Origin of the sequence: Methylomusa anaerophila (genome assembly GCF_003966895.1) — a bacterium.
GTDB classification, from domain to species: Bacteria; Bacillota; Negativicutes; order Sporomusales; family Sporomusaceae; genus Methylomusa; species Methylomusa anaerophila.
In genome coordinates, this window is record NZ_AP018449.1 from 1382373 (window position 1) to 1405627 (window position 23255).

Here is a 23255-nt window from a genome sequence, read left to right on the forward strand (position 1 = left end):
CAGGCCTCGTTGAAATAGAAAAATAATCATCTATTTCAACGAGGCCTTATTATACCTGGAAAACAAACTTATTTTATTTGCAAACAAAAAACTTGGCAGTAAATAATAATATTTTTAAATATCCAAATTTCTTACTTCGCTGGCATGATCTTCAATAAACTTGCGGCGAGGCTCAACTTTATCACCCATAAGCACGGCAAATATTTCATCCGCTGCCATGGCGTCATCAAGTTCGACTTGGAGAATGGTTCTGGTTTCCGGATTCATGGTTGTTTCCCACAGTTGTTCAGGATTCATTTCGCCAAGGCCTTTATAACGCTGGACGGCGATACCGTCACGACCGATGCGGGCAAGTAGATTTTCCATCTCCCCATCGCTATAAAGATACCAGCTTTCCTTACCTTTTTTAATCAAATATAAAGGCGGCTGGGCTATATACACCTTGCCGTTTTGGATTAGCGGCTGCATGTGACGATAGAAGAACGTCAGGAGCAATGTGCGAATATGCGCACCGTCCACGTCGGCATCGGTCATAATAATAATCCGGCCATAGCGGCTTTTTTCGATATCAAACTCTTCCCCGATTCCCGTACCGAAGGCGGTAATCATGGCCCGTATTTCTTCGTTGTTCAGGATTTTATCCATCCTGGCCTTTTCCACATTGAGAATTTTTCCCCTTAAAGGCAGAATGGCCTGGAATCGCCGGTCTCTTCCCTGTTTGGCCGAACCACCCGCCGAATCTCCTTCCACCAGGTATACTTCCGTTTGCTCCGGGTCGCGCATGGAACAATCCGCCAGCTTGCCTGGCAGCGAACTGGATTCAAGGGCGCTTTTCCGCCGCGTCAGCTCACGGGCTTTTCTGGCCGCGTCCCGGGCGCGGGAAGCCATTATGGTTTTTTCAACGATTTTTTTGGTAATCGACGGGTTTTCTTCGAAAAATTCATTTAATCCTTCCGAAACGATATTATCAACTATACCCCGTACTTCGCTATTCCCTAATTTTGTTTTAGTTTGCCCTTCAAACTGGGGTTCTTGAATTTTAATACTGATAACTGCGGTTAAGCCTTCCCGCACATCTTCACCGCTAAGATTCTCGTCGGCCTCCTTAAGCATGTTAAATTTCCGGGCAAAATCGTTGATCGCCCGGGTCAGGGCAATCTTAAAACCACTTAGATGAGTACCGCCTTCTTGAGTATTAATATTATTAACAAATGAGAAAATATTCTCTACATAGCTGTCATTATACTGAATCGCAATCTCAGCAACAGTGGTGTCTTTGTTGCCGCAGAGATAAATAGGTTTTTCGTGAATTGTGTCTTTGCTTTTATTCAGGTGCTCAACGAAGGATGTGATACCGCCTTCATAACAAAAATTTTGCCGCTCATCCGTACGCTCATCCATGATAGTAATGGTAACCGTTCGATTAAGAAATGCCAATTCCCTTAGACGCTGCTTTAATGTATCAAAACTGAAAACTGTCTCTTCGAAGATTTGCGGATCAGGTTTAAAAGTTACTTTGGTCCCTGTCTCGTCTGTTTCACCACTAATCTTCAGGCACTCGACAGTATTGCCGCGAGAAAAGCGAATGGTATGAATCTTCCCGTCTTTCTTGACTTCCACATCCATATACTCGGATAAAGCATTGACAACAGAAACGCCGACTCCGTGCAGACCGCCGGAGACCTTATAACCTTCGCCGCCGAATTTGCCGCCGGCATGAAGTACGGTAAGCACAACTTCCACTGCCGGTTTGCCTTGTTCATGCATCATATCCACAGGGATACCCCGGCCATTATCAATTACCGTGATGCTGTTATCCTTATGAATAATGACTTCCACCCGGCTGCAATATCCAGCCAGAGCTTCGTCTATACTGTTGTCAACCACTTCATATACCAGGTGATGCAGACCTTTGGCCGAAGTACTGCCAATGTACATGCCAGGGCGCTTACGAACAGCCTCCAATCCTTCCAGGACTTGAATCTGATCGGCGCCATAACAACCGTTTACTGTCGTATCGTTTATATCCATCGGTTACCCCCTCTAAACATATACGGCTAATTTTCAATTTTCATCGATAGGAATATGTCCTGCCCGCTTTTTCAGCGTCTGAGAAGAAATTGCGGACAGATATACTGTCTTGTCTGTGAGAATAAAGCTTTTGGCATTATTCTCGGAAATATCAATTACTTTATTGCTGTTGCTCATATTTTTTAAATACTGGCTGCTTGCCCCCGACCCGGATATTTTTAGATCTAGTATTGCGATGACTGTAGACAGCCGGATTACCGTATCAGCTCCTAGGTGCAGAAACATAGTTTTTCCTCCTGACCTTTTTTTCAAAAAGTTTTATTTTTATTTTGCTTATCATAGTATCGATAAATTCTTGACTCATTTTATCGGGTTTAATTCCGGTCATAAGCATTACCAAACTAGCTTCCGTCACCTTGTCGACGTTAGGTTGAAACAAACGTCTGACTAAGTTATGCACTAAGGCTTTCTTAGTTAAATGATATTCTTTTAGCGAACAAACAATGTAAGAATTCGTTTCCTGATAGGTAAGCCAAGGAGCATCTATAAGCAGCTGGTGCATGGCATTTTTCTTTGCTTCTTTTTGCGCAAGGTTGCAAATAGTACAATAACTGGTGCCAGGAGGAACCAAAACCGTACAACTTAGGCAATTTTTCCATCCCTGTAGACGTTTAGCCCTATCAGTGGCAATTTCTTTTATTAAAACGTACTTTATCTTGTTGCGCAATTTTTCATCGTTAATATACGCTACCATATTTCCGATTAACTCCAGTTCGTTAGCATTCAAGCGAACGGGAGAAACAGACTGGCCATTTTCGCCATTTTCTTTATACTCTTGATTCTGGTTTTTTCGGAAATATCCTGCCTGAAAGCGAATATCAGTTACAAGTTTTTCATGAAGAAAACTATTAATCTTGTCAATTAGCTCATTTTTTAACATCATCAAGTGATGACTCCAAACAGAATTATTGACAGCCAGAATCATTGTGCCGCGTTGAATTGTTACCGGCCAGGCATGAGCAGCAATCTCTCCTCCGGCTATTTCTTCCCAGTGAATAATAACAGAGTAAGAGTTGTATTTTTTGGCAATCCCCATACTTTTAAGAGTATTAGGCAGAATATCTTTCATACTGAACATAAAATCACCCTATTACAGTACCATCCATGATTTTATAGAATTTTCCAATTTTATGATCGGGAAAATACTTTTCTTCGGTGGTTGTAATAAATGTTTGAATCCTTTCTTTGATAAATAATAAAAGTTCCAGCCGGCGTCCGGCATCCAGTTCACTCATAACGTCATCTAACAATAATATTGGATATTCACCTGTTTCCGACTTGATAAATTCCAACTCAGCCAATTTTAGCGACAAGACACCGGTGCGCTGCTGGCCTTGCGATCCGTAAATTCTTAGGTTTTTTCCATTTATTGAGAGAATAAGATCATCCCGGTGCGGTCCGATCCCGGTATTCCCTTTCCAAATGTCTTCCTGCCGCAGTTTGGCAAGCTGGCTTCTGTACCAGCCGGTAAGATCGCTGACAGTACCTGATTCTAACCCATGCAGATAATAGGCGGCAGCTAAGTTCTCCTTATTGTCGGTCAGTTTTCGGTGGTGCAGGTTGGCAAGCATAGCCAGCTGTTTTATTACTTGCTGCCGTTTTGCGGTGAGGTAACCTGCTGTTTTAGCCAATTGCTCATCCCAGGCTTCCAGCATATCGGCATTTGCTTTCTTTTCCTTAATTTTCTTGAGAAGATTATTTCTATGACCCAAAATTCTGTTATAGTTGATAAGCTGCCGGTAATAGGCGGGGTTTGCCTGAGATATTTCATTATCCAAAAAACGCCGGCGCAAAGCCGGCGCTCCTTTAATCAGCAGTAAATCTTCCGGTGAAAACAATACGGCGGTTAATGAACCGACAATCTCCCTGGCTGGCAACGGGTGGTCATTATATAGTATTTCCTTATTTTGGTTGTTTATTAATTTAATTTTTAATCGGTTTTCCACGTCACGACGGGAAAATAAAATTTCTATATTAGCTGTTTGCTGTTCCCAATTGATAAGTTCCCGGTCTATGGAAGCCCGGTGTGAACGGCCCATTGCTCCAAAGTACAAGGCTTCCAGCAGATTAGTTTTTCCTTGCGCGTTGGGGCCAATAAAAATATTAATATTCCTGGTAAATTCCATAGTTAAATTTACATAATTTCGAAAGCCTTGCAAACTAATTTTATGTACCCGCATCGGTTCCACCTTATTAGGCAAAGGTTTAGATTTTTTACTCCTGTACTATTTTATACCGGCCGATTCCTTTGATTGCCAATATATCACCGGGACGGACCCTTTTACGGCGTTCGGTAATCAAAGCACCGTTAATTGTTATTAATCCGTCTGCAACCAAAGATTTTGCCTGTCCACCTGTTTCAACAATTCCTGCCCATTTCAAAAGCTGATCCAGGTTAATTTCTTGCGTATGAATAGTAATTTCTTCCATATTGTTCATATTTCCTTCCGGTTCGTTGGCGCTAACTAGTACGCACAGGTGTAATGACATACGTATAGTTTTCATCCTGAACCGGTTTTATGCTTGCCGGGCTAAGAGGAGTGTTCAAGGAAAATTCCAGCTCCGTACTGCCGATATTTTTCAGTATATCGATAACGTATTTAGCGTTAAAAGCGATGGTAAGCTCATTGCCGTTAATGCTTACAGGAATAGATTCATAAGCTTTGCCGATATCGGGGTTATTGGAAGTAATCACGATTTCATCGGGTTGAAATTGGAATTTAATTACATTGTATTCGCCGTCTTTAGCCATTAATGAGACCCGTTCCACTGCGTCGAGAAACTGGGAGGTATTAATTGTGGATGTTGTTGTAAATTCATGGGGAATGACACGGTTATAATCCGGATATTGCCCTTCAATAAGTCTTGCTTCAAAGTATACGTTTTCAAAAGAGAAGGAAACCTTGCTTTTTTCCCAGCAAATATTCACATCTACCGGCAATTCGGATGTTAACAGACGAGCCAGTTCATTCAGTACTTTGGAAGGTATGATAATTTGACAGGCAGGCGACAGCTGGTTCTGATCGCTTGCTTCAGCAATTTCCTGATTTTCCTGACAAAAATATTTTTTCATAGCCAAACGGTGAGTATTTGTTGCTATCATGCGAATATCCTGGGTAGTAGTTTCTAATAAAGCGCCTGTAAAAATGGGCCTGCTTTCTTCGGCGGCGCAAGCAAAGGTAGTTTTTCGGATTAATTCTTTAAGGACATTATCTTTTACTGTAATCCAATTTATGCTACGGCTGGCAGCAGATGCTTGCGTCATAGGCTGCAATACAGGGAACTCTTCTGCCGGTAGGCTTAATAGATTAAATTGGGAAAGGCCGGCCACTATTTTAATGGTGTGGTCTTCCTGGCTGGATGATATCTCCACCATTTCGCCCGGTAAACGCTTTACCAGTTCCTGAAAGTAGCGGCCGGAAAGAACAATTTGTCCGGGAATTTCAACATCGGCGTCTATGGTACAACTTATACCCATCTCATAGTCGGTTGCCTGAAGTTCAAGTTTGTTTTCATCACTATTAGCAGATAAGTAGATTCCTGATAATATGGGCATGGTATTTTTGGACGAAATAGCTTTCTGGACAGTTTGGGCCGCATGGTTTAAAAGGTCTTTCATACATACAAGTTTCATTATGGACTAAAACCTCCTTAAAGGTGAGAAATTTAATATCCTAAATATAGGATCAGGAGAATGGAGAATTAGAGTGGTGAAAGTAAAAATTTTTTAAATATATTAGTAATATTATTAATATGGAATACATATAATAATAAAATAGCCGTCATAGTAATAGGGCCTGTCGATATGTGGATAAATAGAATTTTTGATTGTCGAAGCAGAGCTATGATATGTGTATAATATGTCGATAACTCTATTATCATTATCGACATATCAACAAAAAAACTATAATAAAATTTATTAACACCTTATCTACAGTTTCTTGCAGGTGTTGTACACAAGGTTGTACACAATTGTATTTCTATGATTCAATTCGCTTGATAAGGTCCTTGATCGTGTTGTTTAATTTGGCGTCTGTAGACCGTTCCCGGCTGATTTTATCATGGGCATGAATAACGGTAGTATGGTCTCTGCCGCCGAATATTTCGCCAATTTTCGGCAAAGAGATCTCAGTAAGTTCCCGGCAAAGATACATGGCAATTTGCCGGGGATAAGTAACATTGCGGCTGCGTTTTTTTGCCGATAGGTCTTCCAGTTTTATTTTAAAGTAAGCGGCCACTATATCTTGAATGAGATCAGTTGTTATTTGTTTTGGCCTTCCATGGGGAAAAATATCTTTTAATGCCTCTGTAGCCAAATCAATGTCAATTTGGTGATTATTCAGGGATGCAAAAGCTATAACCCGGATGAATGCGCCTTCCAATTCCCGGATATTATTTTCAATACGGCTGGCAATATAAACAATCACTTCATTGGGTACGTTGAGGTTTTCCAGCATGGCTTTTTTCCGGAGTACGGCAATACGCGTTTCCAAATCCGGTGGATGAATATCGGTAATAAGGCCCCACTCAAAGCGGGATCGGAGCCTGTCCTCCAATGTCTGAATGTCTCGCGGCGGCCGGTCGCTGGAAATAATGATTTGTTTATTTGCTTCATGAAGAGTATTGAATGTATGAAAAAACTCTTCCTGGGTATGCTCTTTTTTAGAGAGAAACTGGATATCGTCGACCAAGAGAACGTCGATATTGCGATAGCGCTGGCGGAAGCTTTCCGGATTGCCGTCGCGAATGGAGTTAATAAGTTCATTGGTAAATTTCTCGCTGGAAATGTAGACAACTTTCATATTCGGATTGTTTTCTCTTATGCGATGGCCAATGGCATGCATTAAATGAGTTTTTCCAAGACCAACACCGCCATAAATAAAAAACGGATTGTACACTTGCGCCGGCGCCTCAGATACGGCTAATGATGCCGCATGCGCCAGCCGGTTGGAATTACCGATGACAAATGTGGAAAAAACGTACTTGGGGTTTAGCGAATAGAATTCATCGGCCGGAGTATAGGCGGGTCCCGATAACTTCCCTGAACTTGCCGGTATATATTCTGCCGTGGATGCTGTTAAAGAAGCGGCCGGTTCCATGCTATGATGCTGGAAATTCTTTTCCGGCAAAAGAGATGTTTTGTTGGCAAAGTTTTCCTCCGGGCGGAAGGAAGCAGCTTCGGAAATATCGCCAATATCATCCAGGTATCTCAAGTACTGAGCCTGATTTTCCGCATCCAGGGGAGCTATTTCTGAAATTTGTTGTGTTTGATGATTGGGCTGCTTATAAGCAGCAAGGTTACCTGGCTCATTGCTGCCTGAAATGTCGGTAGAGTCAGAGGCGTCAGCAATGTCAGTGATATCAAGATTGGTGAAAATAATGTCAAAGTCTTTGTTGGCGGCAGCTTTTAAGGCCTTTTTAATGACAGGTACATAACGAGTCTCCAGCCATTCCTTCATAAACTGTTTAGGAGTACCGATTTCGATTACATTATCGTTAATTGCAAGGGGAATAGTTGACTTGATCCAGGTGTCATATAGTGGTTTAATAAAAGATTTTTCCATATGTACTAAAGCCTTTTGCCAAATTGTGGCCATATATGCCGTATCCGTATTGCTCATTTTTTTGATTACCGCCTTTATGTATTTTACTTAGGATAAATGATAAGTATGGAATATGAACAAGGTTAATAATTTAAAAAGGCTAATAATTCGAAATAATGAAATAAAATTAACATAAGTTATCCACACATTTATCAACAAGTGTGAATAAAGTCCTAAAAAAACAGGATTTAGGATGAAAAAAAATATAAAAGCGGTACAAAAAAGTCCCGCCTGCTTGAATAATTAAGTTATTAGCAACCATTGACAACTATTGGCAATCTGTGAATAAATATGCTTTTTCTGTGGATAAAGAGATGAATTTATATGTAAAATAGGAATTAAATGTTAATATTGATGACTCTGTGTTATTATATATTAACAAATCATCTGTCGGTTATCAACAGATATTTTGCCACAGATATTTCGCCAGATGAAAAGAATGTTGTATTTTATCCATAGATGTTTTAGATGTTTTGATTTGCCGCCGGTAAATTTCCTTGACACCAGCTATTTGGCTGGTCTATAATTTAAACTAATGACATTTTGTGAACTTAAACCAACTCAACGGCTATACCGTATATTTGCGGTTCGATCCTTGCGTTTGAGGTTAAGTGTCGCAGGGTTTTCTGGCAGGGAGGTGTTATAGAAATGAAACGTACTTATCAACCGAATACTCTTTGGCGTAAAAGAACTCATGGTTTCCGTGAGCGTATGAGTACAAAAGGCGGACGTCTCGTTTTGAAAAGAAGACGTGCCAGGGGTAGAAAAAAATTATCTGCATAGTAGGCCGCTAATAGTGGCCTATTTTTTCCATTTGCTTAATATGGGTAATATGGTTTACATGCTTATTACCCTGATAGCTGATAGTATGTAATATTATAAATGAGTTTTTTTATGGGTGTTGTCGTGAAGCAATATAGACTACCTAAGCAAACCAAACTTTGCAAGAACCGAAGTTTTCAAGCGGTATACCGGAGTGGTAAAAGCTACGCAAATAAGATGGCGGTGCTTTATGTTGTTCCCAAAACAGACGGACACAGGCAAATTGGTTTTGCAGCCGGCAAACGGCTGGGATCTGCGGTTGTCCGGAATCGTGTCAAAAGACTGTTACGGGAGGCCTATCGTCTAAACCAGCATAAAATTTCCCAGGGAGTGGATTTGGTACTGGTTGGCCGTCAAGCCATGGTCGAAGCTGATTTGAGGGCAGCAGCCAGGGCTTTTTTGGATTTATGCAGGCGGGCGGGAATTTTGCTTTAAATGCTTTAAATTAGATTTACATAAAATTTAAAGGGAAGTAAAGGGAAATAAGGAAGTAAAGAAGAAAGAGAAGTAAAAAGTAAAAAATTTAGGAAGTATTAAACAGTTATGAAGTTGTTGGAGTTCTTGCTTGTGTCTGTAATTAAGTTTTACCGGCTGTTTCTTTCTCCATTAAAGCCTCCTACATGCCGGTTTGTGCCAACCTGTTCCGAGTATGCGTTATTGGCGATTGAAAAATATGGGGTTGTCCGCGGTACTTATTTGGCGGTGCGGCGGGTTTTGCGTTGCCACCCTTTTCATCCGGGTGGTTATGACCCTGTTTGATATAGAAATATTTTTTATTTTCAGGAGGGAATGTTTTGTTTTTTACGTTATTTGTGCATCCGATGCAGACTGCACTGACATTTTTCTACAATTTGACGGCTAGTTTGGGATTTGCCAGTTACGGGATAGCCATTATTCTCTTAACCATTGCAATTAAAATGGCGTTATATCCTCTTACTGTGAAGCAAATCAAGTCGATGAAGGCCATGCAGGACATTCAGCCTAAAATGAAAGCAATACAGGAAAAATATAAAGGCAATCCGGAGAAACAGCAAAAAGAGCTGGCGGCACTGTATAAAGAAGCAGGTATAAATCCGCTGGCCGGCTGTCTCCCTCTTCTGGTACAGATGCCCTTTTTAATGTCTATCTTTTTTGCGATTCGTGACTACCAGTATGCGCAGCAGCCGCCTAGCTTTTTATGGCTTACGGATTTGTCTCATGCTGATCCATACTACATATTGCCTGTCCTGTCGGCATTAACAACATTTCTTATGCAAAAGCAAACAGTTACCGACGCGACGCAGCAGAACAAAATGATGTTGGTTTTTATGCCGTTATTTATCGGTTATATTAGTATGACTTTTCCTGCAGGTCTGGTGGTATACTGGGTAGTAGGCAATATAATTCAGATCCTTCAGCAGTGGTTTATGTATCGCAATCCTGTTGAAGTGCGTGAGGGGGCACGTTGAATACTATGATTACAAAGCAGCAGGTCAGCGAAAAAACCGGCAGAACTATAGATGAAGCGATAGATAATGCTATAAATGAACTGGGTGTAAGTCGGGATAAGATCGATTATGAGGTTTTGGAACAACCTACTAAACGTTTGTTTGGATTAATTGGCTCAAAATTGGCCAAAGTAAGGGTAACTGTCCGTGCCGTCGACCCCATTGAAGTTGCCGAGGATTTTTTAAACAGTATGTTTGATACAATGGGAATCGATGTTTCCATGGAAAAAGTGGCGCACGACGATTATACGGTTATTAATATCCATGGCGATGATCTAGGGGTATTGATCGGTAAACATGGTCAGACTTTGGATGCATTGCAGTATCTTACCAATTTGGTGGCCAATCGGGATTCCGAGGAGCGGTGCAAAATCGTTCTTGATGTTGAAGAATACCGTAAACGCAGGGCGGATACTTTATCCCGGCTTGCTTTTAGGCTGGCTGACAGGGTAAAACGGCGCGGCGACCGGGTAGTTCTTGAGCCTATGAGCCCGCAGGAACGTAAAGTCATTCATATGGCGCTGCAAAATGATAATCGCATTGTAACCTACAGTGAAGGGGAGGAACCTTTCCGTAAAGTGGTTATTGCCTTAAAAAAATAGTGATGTTGGGGAAATAAAGAAATATATAAAAAAATAGAAATATATAAAAATGCCAGAGGATTAAACTCTGGCATTAGATTTTATTAGGGCGCTCAAATGGTTGACCGCATTTGTCGCAGAATTTCCTGACCGGCTGCGTTTTGCAGCTTGAATCAATTTTCCTTCCCAAAAAGGATAAAACTTGTAGCTGCGTTTGATGTTGTCAGCACTCATGGGCGGGTACCTCATTTCTTCCAGTATCCTTACTTTATATTTTACATCCTTGTGTTGAACTTTAGCAAGATTTTGATTACCATGTGATTTGGCGGATTGAAAAGAAAATTGAAAAAGAATATGATATAACTGAATATCAGTATGGGAGATGTTGTCTTGGATATTACCGGTTTGAGTCCTGAGGTTGTACTTTTTTTACTGGCTACCGGCTTTGTGGCGGCTTTTGTTGATTCGGTAGCCGGCGGCGGCGGTCTTATTTCTCTGCCTGCATTACTGCTTACCGGCCTTCCGCCCAGTTTGGCATTGGGGACTAATAAGGTCGCCGGCACCATGTGTTCCATGACCAGCACCATATCTTTTCTCCGGTCGGGCAAAGTAGACCGTATACTTGTAGCTTGGCTGTTCCCGCTGACATTTTTCGGCGCGGCGCTGGGAGCATATACTGTTCGGCATATACCGCCGGAGTTTTTAAAACCTTTGGTTGTGGTGCTGCTTATAATCGTGGCAATATATACTTTGCTTAAAAAGAACTGGGGCAGCCGGTCCACATATGCCGGGATGGATTATAAGACCGGGTTATTTAGCGCAATCGCAGCGGTGGTCCTCGGTTATTATGACGGATTTTTTGGTCCTGGTACCGGGTCCTTTCTTATTTTTGCCTTTTTAATGCTGGGTTTCGATTTTGTGGTGGCGGCAGGAAATGCCAAAGTCCTGAATTTTGCCAGCAATATTGCCGCTGTCTTTACTTTTATCTGGTTGAATTCAGTAAACTACGTTTATGGATTGACAATGGGCCTGGCGATGATTCTGGGGGCAATTGCCGGCTCCCGGCTGGCAATTCGCAGCGGTACAACCTATGTTCGGCCGCTGTTCATCTGTGTTACCGGGCTTCTTGTCGGCAAACAACTGTGGGATCTTATTAAATAGCAACTGTTCAAACTTCATTATAAGCGGGGTGGGCCGGATGCCGGATTTGCTTTTTGTTGGGGTTATCGCCCTGGGACTATGCATGACGGTTTTGATTATCCTGATGGGTCAGCAGAATAGAAGCAGGGACATTGCCCACCGTCTGGCCTCCCTGGAAAAATATCAGGAACGGTCGGAAGCGGCCGTAAAAGACGAGATCGCACGGAATAGGGCGGAAACAGCCGCCGCCGGCAGAGCCCTGCGGCAGGAGATAGCCGCTGCTTTAACTTCTTTTAATGAATCGGTTTTGGCCAGGTTAAATGAGAACGCAACAACGCAGCTGGCTCAGCTTGAAGCGTATGCAAGGCAACTCAACCGGCTCACCCAGTCCAATGAGGATCGCCTGGAAAAGATGCGGGCGACCTTAGAAAGCCGCTTGCATCTCATTCAGGAGGATAATGCCAAAAGACTGGAAGAGATGCGGGCGACCGTGGATGAAAAACTTCACGCCACATTGGAAAAGCGGTTGGGTGAGTCATTTAAAATAGTTAGCGAACGGTTGGAACTGGTGCACAAGGGTCTGGGCGAAATGCAAGCCTTAGCTGCCGGTGTGGGAGATCTTAAACGGGTTTTGACGAATGTGAAGGCCAGGGGAATATGGGGCGAAATCCATCTTGGCAGCCTATTGGAACAAATACTGACGCCGGAGCAATATGCCGTAAATGTGGCTACTAAGCCGGGTAGCAGTGAGCGGGTGGAATTTGCCGTCAAACTTCCGGGGCGTGACATTAACGGCAGCAATATCTGGCTGCCGATTGACGCTAAATTTCCCCAGGAAGATTACCAGCGGCTGCTGGATGCCCATGACCGGGCTGATCCGGTGCTGGCCGAAGAGGCTGGCAAGTGTCTGGAAAATAGAATTAAGCTGGAAGCCAAGGCTATTGCCGCTAAATATATCGGCCCGCCTGCCACCACTGATTTTGCCGTTCTGTTTTTGCCGGTGGAAGGGTTATATGCCGAGGTGCTGCGGCGTCCCGGTCTTTATGACATCCTGCTGCGGGATTATCGGGTGGTAGTGTCCGGACCGACTACATTAGCCGCTTTTCTTAATAGCTTACAAATGGGGTTTAGAACGTTAGCCGTTGAAAAACGCAGTTCCGAGGTATGGGAATTATTAGGGGCGGTAAAAACAGAATTCGGCAAATTTGGTACACTGCTGGAACAGACACATAAAAAGCTTCAGGCGGCCAGTAGTTCCATTGAAACTGCTGCCCGTAAATCCCGCACTATTGAAAGAAAGCTAAAGGGGGTTGAGGTTTTATCGCCGGGGGAAGCAGTAGAACTTCTGGGAGAATGGCCGGGTGAAAGTGAGACAGACGAGGGGGAATAGAATTGCCCTGCAAGATTTTTTCCTGCAGGGATTAGCTTTGGATCGTTATATAATTTTTTTGTCTATCAGGTCAATAAGTTGACCGATTTCCGGTTTGGATACCTGCCCATTGGCCCCGATAGATTTGCCTTTTAGTCTCATTTCGTCGTTTATCAGGGAAGAAAAGATAATAACAGGCAAGTGCCTTAATTTTTCATGTTCTTTTATCCGTTTGGTCAGATGATGGCCGTCCATCTGCGGCATTTCAATATCGGTAATAATCAAATTGACTTTATGATCAACAGGTTTCGGGTCCGAGAGCATACCGGTAAGTTTATCCCACGCTTCCTGACCATTCTCGGTAATGAGTAAATTGGTGTAACCGGCATTGTGCAAGGTGTTGCATAAGAGATCCCGCAGCATTTTGGAGTCTTCCGCCAGCAGAATAGTCTTGGTTTTACGCATTTCCAGCAGTTCAGGCACAACTGTCGATAAATCGAAAAATTTCTTGTTCATCTCCGGATTAATTTCGGCAACAATTTTTTCAAAATCCAGAAGGACTACCATCTTGTCAAGCATCTTAATGATCCCTACTATCATATCCGAGTTGGCGATCGGGGGGGCGGGTTCCATGGCTGTCCAGGAAATACGATGGATACGGGAGACTTCATCTACCAGGAACCCGACGAAGTAGCTATTAAGTTCGCTGACAATAACTTTCGGTGCTGCGGTTGTGGATGTGGCGCCAAGGCAGCGGGGCAGGTTAACCAGAGGCATAACCCGGCCGCGCAGGGTAAAAACCCCATCAACCCAGGGATGGCAGTTAGGCATTTCTGTAATGGGCACCGGGTTAATAACTTCTCGTACCTTGGCCACGTTAATGCCATAACTGACCGGGCCGATGGAAAACTCTACAATTTCAAATTCGTTGCTGCCGGTTTCCAATAGTATTCCTTTTTTATTTGTCATCATGAACCCCTTTCATTTCCGCCGATAGGGTATTTTATCTTTTTTATCGCCGTTGTTCGACATGATTTGGCAAAAAAGTTATAATCTGATATTCTATATTTTTATAAAATAACCTGCTTGCAGATTAGCGCTATATATTAAATTTATGTTATTGGGTATAATATATTAGTTATTCCTTACGAGGTGGAACAAATTGAATGGAGTTATGACTTTTGATGATACCATTAGCGCCGTTGCCACCGCCATCGGCGAGGGTGGGATAGGTATTGTGCGTTTAAGCGGTAACCGGGCGATAGATATCGCTGACCAAATATTTCGGGGGAGTACAGGGAAGAAGAAGATTGCCGATATTCCTTCTTTTCAGGCTGCTTACGGCAGCATTGCTGATCCGGACAGCGGGGAGGCAATTGATGAAGCTATTGTTATTGTCATGCGGGCGCCCCGGTCCTATACCCGGGAGGACGTAGTGGAGGTTCAGTGTCATGGTGGTCCGGTTCCCTTACAGCGGATTTTGGATATAACTTTACGCCTTGGCGCCAGGCTGGCCGAACCCGGTGAATATACCAAACGGGCATTTTTAAACGGCCGGCTGGATTTGGCGCAAGCCGAAGCCGTCATCGATGTAATCCGTTCCAAAACGGATGCTTCGTTAAAAGCCGCTGTTAGCAACCTCTCCGGCCGTTTATCCGACAAAATTAGGTCCTTGCGGCAGGAGATTCTGACGATGATTGCTCATTTAGAGGCCGCTATCGATTTTCCGGAAGATGATATTGAAGAAATTACTGCCGGCAACGTGTCCGGTTCCATTACAATAGTTCGGGTGGAATTGGACCGTCTGCTTGCTTCCGCGCAAACGGGGCGAATTTTGCGGGAAGGTCTGGCGACGGTTATTATCGGGCGTCCCAATGTGGGCAAATCCAGCCTGCTTAATGCCCTTCTCCGGGAGAAACGGGCTATTGTCACTGATATTCCCGGTACTACCCGGGATATTATTGAGGAATATGTGAATATCAGAGGCATTCCTTTAAAAATAGTGGATACCGCCGGCATTCGGGAAACAGCGGACATTGTTGAAAAAATCGGGGTCGATAAGGCCCGCGAATTTGTCGCTAAGGCTGATTTGGTGTTGCTTATTTTAGACTCCTCAGCGCCGTTGACGCCAGAGGACCGGACGGTTCTCTCCCTGCTGCCCGGCCGGGAAGCCATTATTTTAGTTAACAAGAGCGATCTGCCGCCCGTGCTTGATATGGATGAAGTCAAGTCGTTTGTCGGTGACCGGCCTGTTTTGAAGATATCGGTACTGACGGGCGCCGGGGTTGATGAACTGGAGCAAACCATTGCGGACCGGGTATATAGTGGACAAGTAACCTCGGGGGAGGCGGCTTTTGTTAATAATGTCCGTCATATGAATCAGATTAGACAGGCCGGCCGTCATCTCGGCGACGCCCTGGCGACAATTGATGCGGGTATGCCTCTTGACTGCATTGCGGTTGATCTGAAGGCTGCCTGGGAGAAACTGGGGGAAATCACCGGCGATACAGTGGGGGAGGATATTATTGATCAGATTTTCTCCCAGTTTTGCCTTGGTAAATAATAAATATATTGGTGATAAAAAAGTAAAAAAGAGGAAAAAAAGGAAAAAAGAAGAATAGGAACATTGCAGGGGAAGAATGGTGATGGTTATTGTTTAATGCGGGTTCTTACGATGTTATTGTGATTGGGGCCGGACATGCCGGCTGCGAAGCTGCCCTGGCGGCAGCCAGATTAGGGTGCCGTACCCTGGTTACTACTCTAAATATGGACAATATTGCGATGATGCCATGCAATCCGGCAGTCGGCGGTCCGGCTAAAGGGCATTTGGTCCGGGAAATTGACGCCCTGGGCGGAGAAATGGGAATTAATACTGATAAAACCTGCATTCAGATGCGTATGCTTAATACCGGCAAGGGCCCGGCAGTTCATGCCCTCAGGGCGCAGGCCGATAAAAAATTGTACCAGGCGATGATGAAGGAAACCTTGGAAAATCAGCGAAACCTTACTGTAAAACAGGCCTTGATCGAGAAAATTCTGGTGACAGATGATAAGGTAACCGGGGTTGTTACCGAATTGGGCGAGAAGTATCAATGTCAGGCAGTTATAATGGCTACTGGCACCTATCTGCGGGGCCGGATCATCGTTGGCGAGCTAAATTTTTCCGGCGGTCCCAACGGCCAGCGGGCGGCGGAGAAACTAACCCGGTCTTTGCAAGAAATGGGTATTGGTTTAATGCGATTTAAAACCGGTACTCCGGCCAGGGTCGATGCCCGTACTGTCGACTTTTCGCAAATGACCATTCAACCGGGAGACAGTGAAATTCATAATTTTTCCTTTATGAGTGATGTTGCCACGCGGGAGCAAATCCCCTGCTGGCTTACTTATACCAATGAACGCACTCACGCTATTATTCGCGACAATCTGCACCGGGCTCCATTGTACATGGGAATTATTGAGGGAACAGGCCCCAGATATTGCCCCTCCATCGAGGATAAAGTGGTGCGGTTTGCCGACAAGCTGGCCCATCAGTTGTTTCTTGAGCCGGAAGGATGTCATACAACGGAAATGTACGTTCAAGGTATGTCTACCAGCCTGCCGGCCGATGTGCAGCTTGCTTTTTTGCGGACAATCGCCGGACTGGAAAATGTTGAGATTATGCGTCCCGGTTATGCTATAGAATATGATTGCGTTGATCCTACCGAGCTTAAGCCTACGCTGGAGATGAAAAGGGTTAAGGGGTTATTCAGCGCGGGGCAGTCGAATGGGACTTCTGGTTACGAGGAAGCGGCCGCCCAGGGTTTAATGGCGGGAATCAACGCGGCCCTTATGGTGCAGCAGCGTCCGCCGGTTATTTTGTCCCGCTCTGAAGCCTATATCGGCGTCCTGATTGATGATCTTGTCACCAAAGGTACCAGTGAGCCTTACCGGATCATGACTTCCCGCGCTGAATACCGGTTAATTTTACGGCAGGATAATGCTGATTTACGACTTACCCCGAAAGGGCGGGAACTTGGTCTGGTTGGTGATGCGCGTTATGCCAGGTTTATTGCTAAACAGAATGCCATTAATGATACGATAAATTTGCTGCAAGGCGTTATTATTACGCCGATACCGGCAGTTCAGGAAAAATTGGCTGCTTTAGGTACGGCGGAGTTAAGAACGGGGAGTACATTATACGACTTGCTTAAGCGTACCGAGGTGGACTATGATGGTATGAAAGCCCGGTTTGACCTGCCGGATATCCCTTCGCTGGTAAAAGAGCAAGTTGAAATCGCCGCCAAATATGAAGGATATATTAAAAAGCAGGTGGAACAGGTGGAACGGGCGTCTAAGCTGGAAGCTAAACTGCTGCCTGACAATCTTGATTATTCTCAAATTAGCGGGTTATCCCTGGAGGCCCGGCAGAAACTTAATAAAATTCGTCCCTTGTCAGTGGGGCAGGCAGCCCGGATATCAGGTGTGTCTCCTGCCGATATTTCCATCTTGATGGTTTACCTGGAACAGCGCCGTTATATCGTCTGATGCCGGCTGGAGGTTGGAGGTGGGTTTAATGAGTCTTTTCACGGAGTATTTGTCCCGGACCGCAAAAGAGTATGGGCTCATTCTGGATGAAGCTAAATTTGCAGCATTTGATCGCTATTATCACTTATTAATCGAATGGAACGAAAAAATCAATCTGACCGCTATTACCGAACCGGAAGAAGTGGCGGTTAAGCACATCATAGATTCGTTATCCTGTTACGATGCTGCAATCTTCGCAACCGGTGCCAGGGTAGCAGATGTGGGTACGGGCGCAGGCTTTCCCGGAATTCCTTTGAAGATTTTCCAGCCAGACCTTAAACTGACTTTGCTTGATTCCCTCAATAAGCGATTAGTTTTTTTGCAGCAGGTTATTGATGAATTAAAGCTTTGCGATGTTACTGTTCTGCATAGCAGGGCCGAGGATGCGGGTAAAAACAAAAGTCAGCGGGAAAGTTACCGGATTGTGTTATCCAGGGCTGTGGCCAGATTGAATGTTTTGAGCGAGTATTGTTTGCCGCTGGTGGAGAAAGGCGGCTGGTTTATTGCTCATAAAGGCGCCCAATATCAGGCAGAGCTTGCGGAGGCGGATAAAGCTATTGTTACTCTCGGGGGGAAAGTGGAGCGGGTGATTCCTGTTCAATTGCCTGGTCTTTCCGACCGGCGCGCAGTTATTTATATTCGTAAGCTGAATACTACGCCGCTTATCTATCCCCGGAAGAGTGGCATGCCGGAAAAAAAACCGCTGTAAATAAATGTAAATTAGAGGAAATTCTCAACGTCTGCAGAATATTTTAGTAGCGAGTTCATGATCCTAGTAGTCTGTAAACCCTAATTCTATAGTGTTCTTGCGAGATCTTTTCCGTCCTGCTTTGTTGTCGTCGGCTTACATATTCCCGATCTGCGCGCCTCCTCCGCCTCGCAGGACGAAAAACCTCTCGCAATTCATCCTAAAAGTTTTAGAGTTTACAGACCACTAGTGTCTTGGCCATGTTATATTTTAGTTTTAGGGTGAGACAAAATGGCAAAGGGCAAGGAAGACCCGACGACGCATACTGGAAGGGGTCTGCTAGGAGGGGCTGACGCCGCCATTTGCCATTTTGTCCGTCATCAAACTAAAAAGATAATGTGGTCAAGACACTAGTATGTGCCCATTATGATGCGGGTGGTGGTAGTGTGAGAAATCTGGCCAAGTTGTTGGGTTTAAACGCCGATAAGAATAATGAAAATAAAGTTGTAAAAGTTGTAGAAGACAGCATCCCGGCAGACAAGCCAGTGCTGCGCCCAGTTGGGCCCCAAGATATAGCAGATGCAAGGGGGATAGTTACTTATCCTGTTAATGGCGACCCGCCTTCGGATGATTTACCGGCTGGCAGTCAGGATGCTACACCGGCGTTAGCGGAAGAGTCCAATGGGTCTCCCGTTAAATTAGCTATTGAAAGTATCGTTCCCAACCCGTTTCAGCCTCGTAAAACATTTAATGGCGATTCCCTGCAGGAACTGGCTGCTTCCATATCAGAATTTGGCGTGATTCAGCCTTTGCTGGCCCGGCGCCGGGGGGAAGTTTTTGAACTGATTGCCGGTGAGCGGCGGCTTAGGGCCGCCAAGCTGGCAGGACTGACTGAAGTTCCTGCTATCATTCGCGAGCTTGAAGATAAGGAAATGGCTGAATTGGCCATGATTGAAAATCTTCAGCGGGAGGATCTTCACTTTTTGGAGGAAGCGGAAGGTTTTCAGCAACTTATTGCCAATTTTAATTTTACGCAGGAAGAGCTGGCTCGCCGGGTGGGTAAGAATCAGTCCACCATAGCTAACAAACTTCGTTTATTAAAGCTTGATCCTCATATTCGGCAGGCACTTGTCGGGCAAAATCTTACTGAGCGTCATGCCCGGGCCCTCTTAAAACTGGACGATATGCAAATGCAAAAGGAAATACTGGACTCAGTCCGGGAAAAAGGCCTGAATGTTAGGGAAACAGAGGACTTAATTGAGGCGTATATTGAAGATATGTCTCAAGCCATGAAAGCTGATGCGGCGCCTAAGCAAACGGTAGTTAAGATTATTAAAGATGTTCGTATTTTTATCAATACAATAAATAGTATAGTTTCGCAAATGAAGAAAAATGGCATGGAAATTAAATACAAGCAAGATTTTGACGGCGAGTATGTTAATATTACCATGCAGATAAAAAATGGTAAAAAATAGTTTATATTCAATAAATAGATAAGAGGAAAATCCCGCTTATAAAAGAGGGAGAGCCTTAAAAATTGGACAAGATGGACCGAACTCATAACTATAATCACTATAATCAAAAAATGCCTCTGACTAATTTAGTAGTTAGGGGCATTTTTTTTTTAACAGTATAAGATTTTTGTGTTTTTCTTAACAGTTAGCTGTTACTAATTGTTTGGCGATATTCAGCGCGGCTATTCCGTCGGCGGCGTAGGCGTCGGCGCCTGCCTGCCGGGCGTAATCAGCAGTGAGAACTGCTCCGCCAACAATTGTTTTGGCATTCACACCGGCAGTTTTTAAAGCGGCGATGGTAATGTCTATTTGCGGCATGGTAGTAGTCATCAAGGCACATAGTCCAACGATGTCCGCTTGATGCTGCCGGGCGGAGGTCACAACCGCTTCCGGCGAAACATCCTTGCCCAGGTCGATTACGGTAAAACCATTATTTTCCAGTAAAGCGGCCACAATGTTTTTGCCTAGATCATGGATGTCACCTTTAACTGTCGCCAGGAGGACTTTGCCAATACTGGCCGATTGGTGAGCGGGAAGCAGTTTTTTGATGGTACTGAAGGCAATTCGCATGGTTTCGGCGGCAAGAATAACTTGCGGCAAAAAGCATTGTCCCTGGCCGAAAGCTTGGCCGAGTTCATTCATAGCGGCAGTTAATGCTTGTTCGGTAATGGTCAGCGGTGAATAGTTTTCGTTAACAGCCTGGCTTACCAGCGGGACAATGCCGTCGGTTTCGCCGTTCATTACTGAGCGGCGAATTTTAGACAGTAAATCTGTTTCTGCGGCTTGCTGTTCTCCCTGGGTGTTGACTGGTAGCGCACCTGAATATTTCCGGCTGTAATTGAGTCCTTGGGCGTCGTGCCCGCCTAAGGCGCCAACCGCCGCCCATATATCCTGCATTAAGGGATCGAAAGGGTTTAATATGGGTGCGTCCAGTCCGGCAGTTACCGCCATAGCGCAAAAGGCGGCATTGAGTAAATCCCGGCGCGGCAGGCCGTAAGACACATTGCTCAGGCCCATGACGGCAGGGTAGCCGAAATGTTTTCTATATAATTGGAGTGTCTTGAGCGTCTCAGCGGCGGCTTCGGCGCCGGTCGCTATTGTCATTACCAGGGCATCCAGCAGTAAATCATGGGGGCGAAGCCCGGCTTGGAGCGCCGCGTCAATGATAATACGGGCAACTTCTATGCGTTCGGTCGCCGTTGCGGGCACTCCTTTGTCGCTTAACGGCAGGCAAAGTATCGCCGCACCGTATTTTTTAGCCAGTGGCAGAAAGGCATCCAGCCGTTCCTGTTCCGCTGAAACTGAATTAATCATGGCCCGGCCGGGATAAGCTTTGAGGCCTGCTTCCAACGCCGCCGGGTCAGTAGTATCAATTACCAGTGGAACGGGAACCAGCAGGGACAGTTCTTCAACCGCCTGACGCATAGCTTGTGGCTGGTCGATTCCCGGAACTCCCATATTGACGTCCAATATTCCCGCTCCTGCTTCAATTTGCGCCAGGGCCTCTTTTTTTACCGGGACGAAGTTTCTTGCTTTGATTTCTTGGGCCAGATTCTTTCTACCTGTGGGGTTGATTCTTTCGCCAATAATAACCGGTTGGAAGCCCGGTCCTAAACACACGGTTCTGGTCCGGCTGGTGAGAGCGGTAGGAGTTATTGTATTTTTCCGCGATATACCAGTCAAGCCGTCAATTTCCTGTCGCAGTGCCTTGATGTGGTCGGGTGTAGTCCCGCAGCAGCCGCCTATATAACTTGCGCCGGCAGTAGCCAGTTTCGTGACCCATTCGGCCATTTCCGCCGGTTTTAAGGGAAATATAGTTTTACCGTTAATAAGTTGCGGCATGCCGGCGTTTGGCTGAACACTTACGGGGATGTTGACTGCTCCGGCCATGGCTGCCACTAGCGGCAGTAATTGGGCTGGGCCCAGCGAGCAGTTGGCGCCGATTATTGCAGCTCCCAGAGCTTCAAGGGTAATGGCGGCTGTTGTCGCATCTGTTCCTGTTACAGTCCTGCCGTCTTGCTCAAATGTTAGCTGGCATATTACGGGTTTGTTTGTCACTGCCTTGGCAGCTAAGAGCGCCGTTCGCATTTCCTGGATATCGATAATGGTTTCAATGATGATATAGTCTGCTCCTGCTTCGTCCAAGGCTTTGATCTGTTCTTTGAATACATCGCAAGCTAAGTCAAATGACAGATCACCCAAGGGGGCGGCAAGTTTTCCCGTAGGGCCGACTGAGCCCGCTATTTTAGTCTGAGGCCCGCAGGCTGCCCTGGCAGCTTTTACAGCTCCTATGTTTAGCAGCGCTACTTTGTCGGCTAATCCGTAATGGGATAATTTAATTCGGTTTGCTCCCAAAGTGTTGGTTTCAATAATGTCCGCACCGACCGCAACATATTCGCGGTGTATCGCAGTTACTTTCTCCGGCTGTTCAATATTCCATAATTCCGGGCAATAACCCGGTTTTAAGCCGGATTGCTGGAGCATAGTACCCATTGCGCCGTCAAATAGCTGTATCATTTTTTTTGGACTCCTTTCGCGCATAGCATTCAGTTTGATGACTCTTGTCACACCCTAGATGATCGGTGGGGATTTCCAGGCTAAGGTTGTTAGGGTACAGTCCGATTATGGCTATTGTCGATTTGTGTGGGATAAGCATCATATTATCGGCCAACTGTATGCCGATGGAACTTCCTTCTGCAATAGACAGGAGATCAGGTTGAATGCGAGTGTCCCAGTCGTTGTGTCCCGGGCTGAAACGCCGCCCGGCTACATAACCGTAACTTGCCGCTGTTTCCGAGATAATATAGGCTGTTTTATTACAAACTTCTTCGATCCCGACTGTCCCGGCAGCATCCAATAATAATCCCAATGTATTTAAGCCTTTTAATAATAGAACAGATACCTGGTTCTCTAACAGTTCGCCAATGGTTGCCGCCAGGACAGCAACTTCCGCCGCGCCGTTAAGGTGTCTGGTGATACTTTCGTCCGGTAACCGGACCGGTGTCGGCGCGAGAATGGTATTGGATTCTTGATCATAAGGATAAATATTCCATGAGGCTCGGGGCAGTATTAGCAGTAATGCTTGGGCACAGGCGTCGCCTAACAGCTGTTCGGGGATGGTCTCTTTCGCCGCTATACCGGCAGAACGTTTTATTTGTTCTAAATCAAGATGGCTTAGCTTAGGATTAAAAACAGGCATTGAGCGTCGACCTCCCGCATTTCCCGGTTTCCGGGGTTTTTACAATCGTCTCGCATCTTATTATTAATTGTTATATGTTTATAGTTTATAGTTGAATTATATTATATTTTACCAAGATACTCAATTAGATTGTACTTCGTATCTTTATGACAATCCTTATGATAATCCTCCCGTCATTCTGTATTTTCTGGCAGGAAA

The 23255-nt window shown here is 44.9% G+C and carries 22 protein-coding genes; 11 read left to right on the forward strand and 11 right to left on the reverse strand.

The window, feature by feature from the left end:
• Nucleotides 1-114: 114 nt before the first annotated feature.
• From gyrB to dnaA, 7 genes are all read right to left on the reverse strand, one after another.
• Nucleotides 115-2031, reverse strand: a complete 1917-nt coding sequence (gyrB, locus tag MAMMFC1_RS06005; RefSeq protein WP_126307349.1) for a DNA topoisomerase (ATP-hydrolyzing) subunit B — start codon at nt 2029-2031, stop codon at nt 115-117.
• 33 nt (nt 2032-2064) lie between these two features.
• Nucleotides 2065-2316 (reverse strand): extracellular matrix regulator RemB, encoded by a 252-nt coding sequence (remB, locus tag MAMMFC1_RS06010; protein ID WP_126307351.1) that lies wholly within the window; start codon nt 2314-2316, stop codon nt 2065-2067.
• The gene (locus MAMMFC1_RS06015) at nt 2294-3160 is read right to left on the reverse strand and encodes a DUF721 domain-containing protein (RefSeq protein ID WP_158618665.1); all 867 of its coding nucleotides are present in this window, start codon (nt 3158-3160) and stop codon (nt 2294-2296) included. Before MAMMFC1_RS06015 ends, remB begins: the two co-directional genes overlap by 23 nt.
• A 13-nt stretch (nt 3161-3173) precedes the next feature.
• A complete protein-coding gene (gene recF, locus MAMMFC1_RS06020; RefSeq protein ID WP_126307355.1) occupies nt 3174-4271 on the reverse strand; it encodes a DNA replication/repair protein RecF in 1098 nt (365 codons plus the stop codon).
• 34 nt (nt 4272-4305) lie between these two features.
• Nucleotides 4306-4581, reverse strand: a complete 276-nt coding sequence (locus MAMMFC1_RS06025) for an RNA-binding S4 domain-containing protein (protein WP_232035696.1) — start codon at nt 4579-4581, stop codon at nt 4306-4308.
• Nucleotides 4553-5725 (reverse strand): DNA polymerase III subunit beta, encoded by a 1173-nt coding sequence (gene dnaN, locus MAMMFC1_RS06030; protein ID WP_126307357.1) that lies wholly within the window; start codon nt 5723-5725, stop codon nt 4553-4555. Before dnaN ends, MAMMFC1_RS06025 begins: the two co-directional genes overlap by 29 nt.
• Nucleotides 5726-6071: 346 nt before the next feature.
• A complete protein-coding gene (gene dnaA / locus MAMMFC1_RS06035; protein ID WP_126307359.1) occupies nt 6072-7712 on the reverse strand; it encodes a chromosomal replication initiator protein DnaA in 1641 nt (546 codons plus the stop codon).
• 630 nt (nt 7713-8342) lie between these two features.
• Between dnaA and rpmH the strand changes: the two genes are divergently transcribed.
• The 5 genes from rpmH to jag all read left to right on the forward strand — a co-directional run bounded on the left by rpmH (nt 8343) and on the right by jag (nt 10605).
• Nucleotides 8343-8477 carry a 50S ribosomal protein L34 gene (gene rpmH, locus MAMMFC1_RS06040; RefSeq protein ID WP_126307361.1) on the forward strand — a complete coding sequence of 45 codons (135 nt, stop codon included), beginning with the start codon at nt 8343-8345 and terminating at the stop codon, nt 8475-8477.
• Nucleotides 8478-8576: 99 nt separating this feature from the next.
• A complete protein-coding gene (rnpA, locus tag MAMMFC1_RS06045; RefSeq protein ID WP_232035697.1) occupies nt 8577-8951 on the forward strand; it encodes a ribonuclease P protein component in 375 nt (124 codons plus the stop codon).
• A 108-nt stretch (nt 8952-9059) separates the two neighbouring features.
• Complete coding sequence (gene yidD, locus MAMMFC1_RS06050; RefSeq protein WP_408631229.1) at nt 9060-9275, forward strand: membrane protein insertion efficiency factor YidD; 216 nt, start codon at nt 9060-9062, stop codon at nt 9273-9275.
• Nucleotides 9276-9337: 62 nt separating this feature from the next.
• Nucleotides 9338-9964 carry a YidC/Oxa1 family membrane protein insertase gene (locus tag MAMMFC1_RS06055; protein WP_126310473.1) on the forward strand — a complete coding sequence of 209 codons (627 nt, stop codon included), beginning with the start codon at nt 9338-9340 and terminating at the stop codon, nt 9962-9964.
• A 5-nt stretch (nt 9965-9969) separates the two neighbouring features.
• A complete protein-coding gene (gene jag, locus MAMMFC1_RS06060) occupies nt 9970-10605 on the forward strand; it encodes an RNA-binding cell elongation regulator Jag/EloR (protein WP_126307365.1) in 636 nt (211 codons plus the stop codon).
• Between the two features lie 60 nt (nt 10606-10665).
• Here jag and MAMMFC1_RS21355 read toward each other — a convergent pair whose 3' ends face one another.
• Nucleotides 10666-10818 (reverse strand): hypothetical protein, encoded by a 153-nt coding sequence (locus MAMMFC1_RS21355; RefSeq protein WP_158618666.1) that lies wholly within the window; start codon nt 10816-10818, stop codon nt 10666-10668.
• 162 nt (nt 10819-10980) lie between these two features.
• Here MAMMFC1_RS21355 and MAMMFC1_RS06065 point away from each other — a divergent pair, with 162 nt between their 5' ends.
• Both MAMMFC1_RS06065 and rmuC read left to right on the forward strand, forming a co-directional pair.
• Nucleotides 10981-11745 (forward strand): TSUP family transporter, encoded by a 765-nt coding sequence (locus MAMMFC1_RS06065; protein WP_126310474.1) that lies wholly within the window; start codon nt 10981-10983, stop codon nt 11743-11745.
• A 37-nt stretch (nt 11746-11782) separates the two neighbouring features.
• Nucleotides 11783-13114, forward strand: coding sequence for a DNA recombination protein RmuC (gene rmuC, locus MAMMFC1_RS06070; RefSeq protein ID WP_126307367.1), 1332 nt, complete (start codon nt 11783-11785; stop codon nt 13112-13114).
• 45 nt (nt 13115-13159) lie between these two features.
• Here the strand turns inward: rmuC and MAMMFC1_RS06075 are convergent, their stop codons facing one another.
• The gene (locus tag MAMMFC1_RS06075; RefSeq protein WP_232035698.1) at nt 13160-14062 is read right to left on the reverse strand and encodes a chemotaxis protein CheV; all 903 of its coding nucleotides are present in this window, start codon (nt 14060-14062) and stop codon (nt 13160-13162) included.
• Nucleotides 14063-14267: 205 nt separating this feature from the next.
• Here MAMMFC1_RS06075 and mnmE point away from each other — a divergent pair, with 205 nt between their 5' ends.
• The 4 genes from mnmE (at nt 14268) to noc (ending at nt 19819) form a co-directional block, all read left to right on the forward strand.
• Entirely contained in the window at nt 14268-15656 is a 1389-nt protein-coding gene (gene mnmE, locus MAMMFC1_RS06080; protein WP_126310475.1) for a tRNA uridine-5-carboxymethylaminomethyl(34) synthesis GTPase MnmE, read from the forward strand.
• An 89-nt stretch (nt 15657-15745) separates the two neighbouring features.
• Entirely contained in the window at nt 15746-17617 is a 1872-nt protein-coding gene (gene mnmG, locus MAMMFC1_RS06085) for a tRNA uridine-5-carboxymethylaminomethyl(34) synthesis enzyme MnmG (RefSeq protein ID WP_126307371.1), read from the forward strand.
• 28 nt (nt 17618-17645) lie between these two features.
• A complete protein-coding gene (gene rsmG, locus MAMMFC1_RS06090; RefSeq protein WP_126307373.1) occupies nt 17646-18365 on the forward strand; it encodes a 16S rRNA (guanine(527)-N(7))-methyltransferase RsmG in 720 nt (239 codons plus the stop codon).
• A 425-nt stretch (nt 18366-18790) separates the two neighbouring features.
• Nucleotides 18791-19819 carry a nucleoid occlusion protein gene (noc, locus tag MAMMFC1_RS06095; protein WP_232035699.1) on the forward strand — a complete coding sequence of 343 codons (1029 nt, stop codon included), beginning with the start codon at nt 18791-18793 and terminating at the stop codon, nt 19817-19819.
• Nucleotides 19820-19996: 177 nt separating this feature from the next.
• Here noc and MAMMFC1_RS06100 read toward each other — a convergent pair whose 3' ends face one another.
• Together MAMMFC1_RS06100 and MAMMFC1_RS06105 are read right to left on the reverse strand one after the other, a co-directional pair.
• The gene (locus MAMMFC1_RS06100; protein ID WP_126307375.1) at nt 19997-22375 is read right to left on the reverse strand and encodes a homocysteine S-methyltransferase family protein; all 2379 of its coding nucleotides are present in this window, start codon (nt 22373-22375) and stop codon (nt 19997-19999) included.
• On the reverse strand, nt 22359-23057 hold the full coding sequence (locus tag MAMMFC1_RS06105; RefSeq protein WP_126307377.1) for a methionine synthase: 699 nt from the start codon (nt 23055-23057) through the stop codon (nt 22359-22361). The genes MAMMFC1_RS06100 and MAMMFC1_RS06105 overlap by 17 nt, the downstream gene beginning before the upstream one ends.
• Nucleotides 23058-23255 lie beyond the last annotated feature (198 nt).

Excerpts from the sequence above, each read along its gene's own strand:
- gyrB (WP_126307349.1), bottom strand. The coding sequence starts at position 2,031 with ATGGATATAAACGATACGACAGTAAACGGTTGTTATGGCGCCGATCAG.
- remB (WP_126307351.1), bottom strand. The coding sequence starts at position 2,316 with ATGTTTCTGCACCTAGGAGCTGATACGGTAATCCGGCTGTCTACAGTC.
- MAMMFC1_RS06015 (WP_158618665.1), bottom strand. The coding sequence starts at position 3,160 with ATGAAAGATATTCTGCCTAATACTCTTAAAAGTATGGGGATTGCCAAA.
- recF (WP_126307355.1), bottom strand. The coding sequence starts at position 4,271 with ATGCGGGTACATAAAATTAGTTTGCAAGGCTTTCGAAATTATGTAAAT.
- MAMMFC1_RS06025 (WP_232035696.1), bottom strand. The coding sequence starts at position 4,581 with ATGTCATTACACCTGTGCGTACTAGTTAGCGCCAACGAACCGGAAGGA.
- dnaN (WP_126307357.1), bottom strand. The coding sequence starts at position 5,725 with ATGAAACTTGTATGTATGAAAGACCTTTTAAACCATGCGGCCCAAACT.
- dnaA (WP_126307359.1), bottom strand. The coding sequence starts at position 7,712 with ATGAGCAATACGGATACGGCATATATGGCCACAATTTGGCAAAAGGCT.
- rpmH (WP_126307361.1), top strand. The coding sequence starts at position 8,343 with ATGAAACGTACTTATCAACCGAATACTCTTTGGCGTAAAAGAACTCAT.
- rnpA (WP_232035697.1), top strand. The coding sequence starts at position 8,577 with ATGAGTTTTTTTATGGGTGTTGTCGTGAAGCAATATAGACTACCTAAG.
- yidD (WP_408631229.1), top strand. The coding sequence starts at position 9,060 with ATGAAGTTGTTGGAGTTCTTGCTTGTGTCTGTAATTAAGTTTTACCGG.
- MAMMFC1_RS06055 (WP_126310473.1), top strand. The coding sequence starts at position 9,338 with ATGCAGACTGCACTGACATTTTTCTACAATTTGACGGCTAGTTTGGGA.
- jag (WP_126307365.1), top strand. The coding sequence starts at position 9,970 with ATGATTACAAAGCAGCAGGTCAGCGAAAAAACCGGCAGAACTATAGAT.
- MAMMFC1_RS21355 (WP_158618666.1), bottom strand. The coding sequence starts at position 10,818 with ATGAGTGCTGACAACATCAAACGCAGCTACAAGTTTTATCCTTTTTGG.
- rmuC (WP_126307367.1), top strand. The coding sequence starts at position 11,783 with ATGCCGGATTTGCTTTTTGTTGGGGTTATCGCCCTGGGACTATGCATG.
- MAMMFC1_RS06075 (WP_232035698.1), bottom strand. The coding sequence starts at position 14,062 with ATGACAAATAAAAAAGGAATACTATTGGAAACCGGCAGCAACGAATTT.
- mnmE (WP_126310475.1), top strand. The coding sequence starts at position 14,268 with ATGACTTTTGATGATACCATTAGCGCCGTTGCCACCGCCATCGGCGAG.
- rsmG (WP_126307373.1), top strand. The coding sequence starts at position 17,646 with ATGAGTCTTTTCACGGAGTATTTGTCCCGGACCGCAAAAGAGTATGGG.
- MAMMFC1_RS06100 (WP_126307375.1), bottom strand. The coding sequence starts at position 22,375 with ATGATACAGCTATTTGACGGCGCAATGGGTACTATGCTCCAGCAATCC.
- MAMMFC1_RS06105 (WP_126307377.1), bottom strand. The coding sequence starts at position 23,057 with ATGCCTGTTTTTAATCCTAAGCTAAGCCATCTTGATTTAGAACAAATA.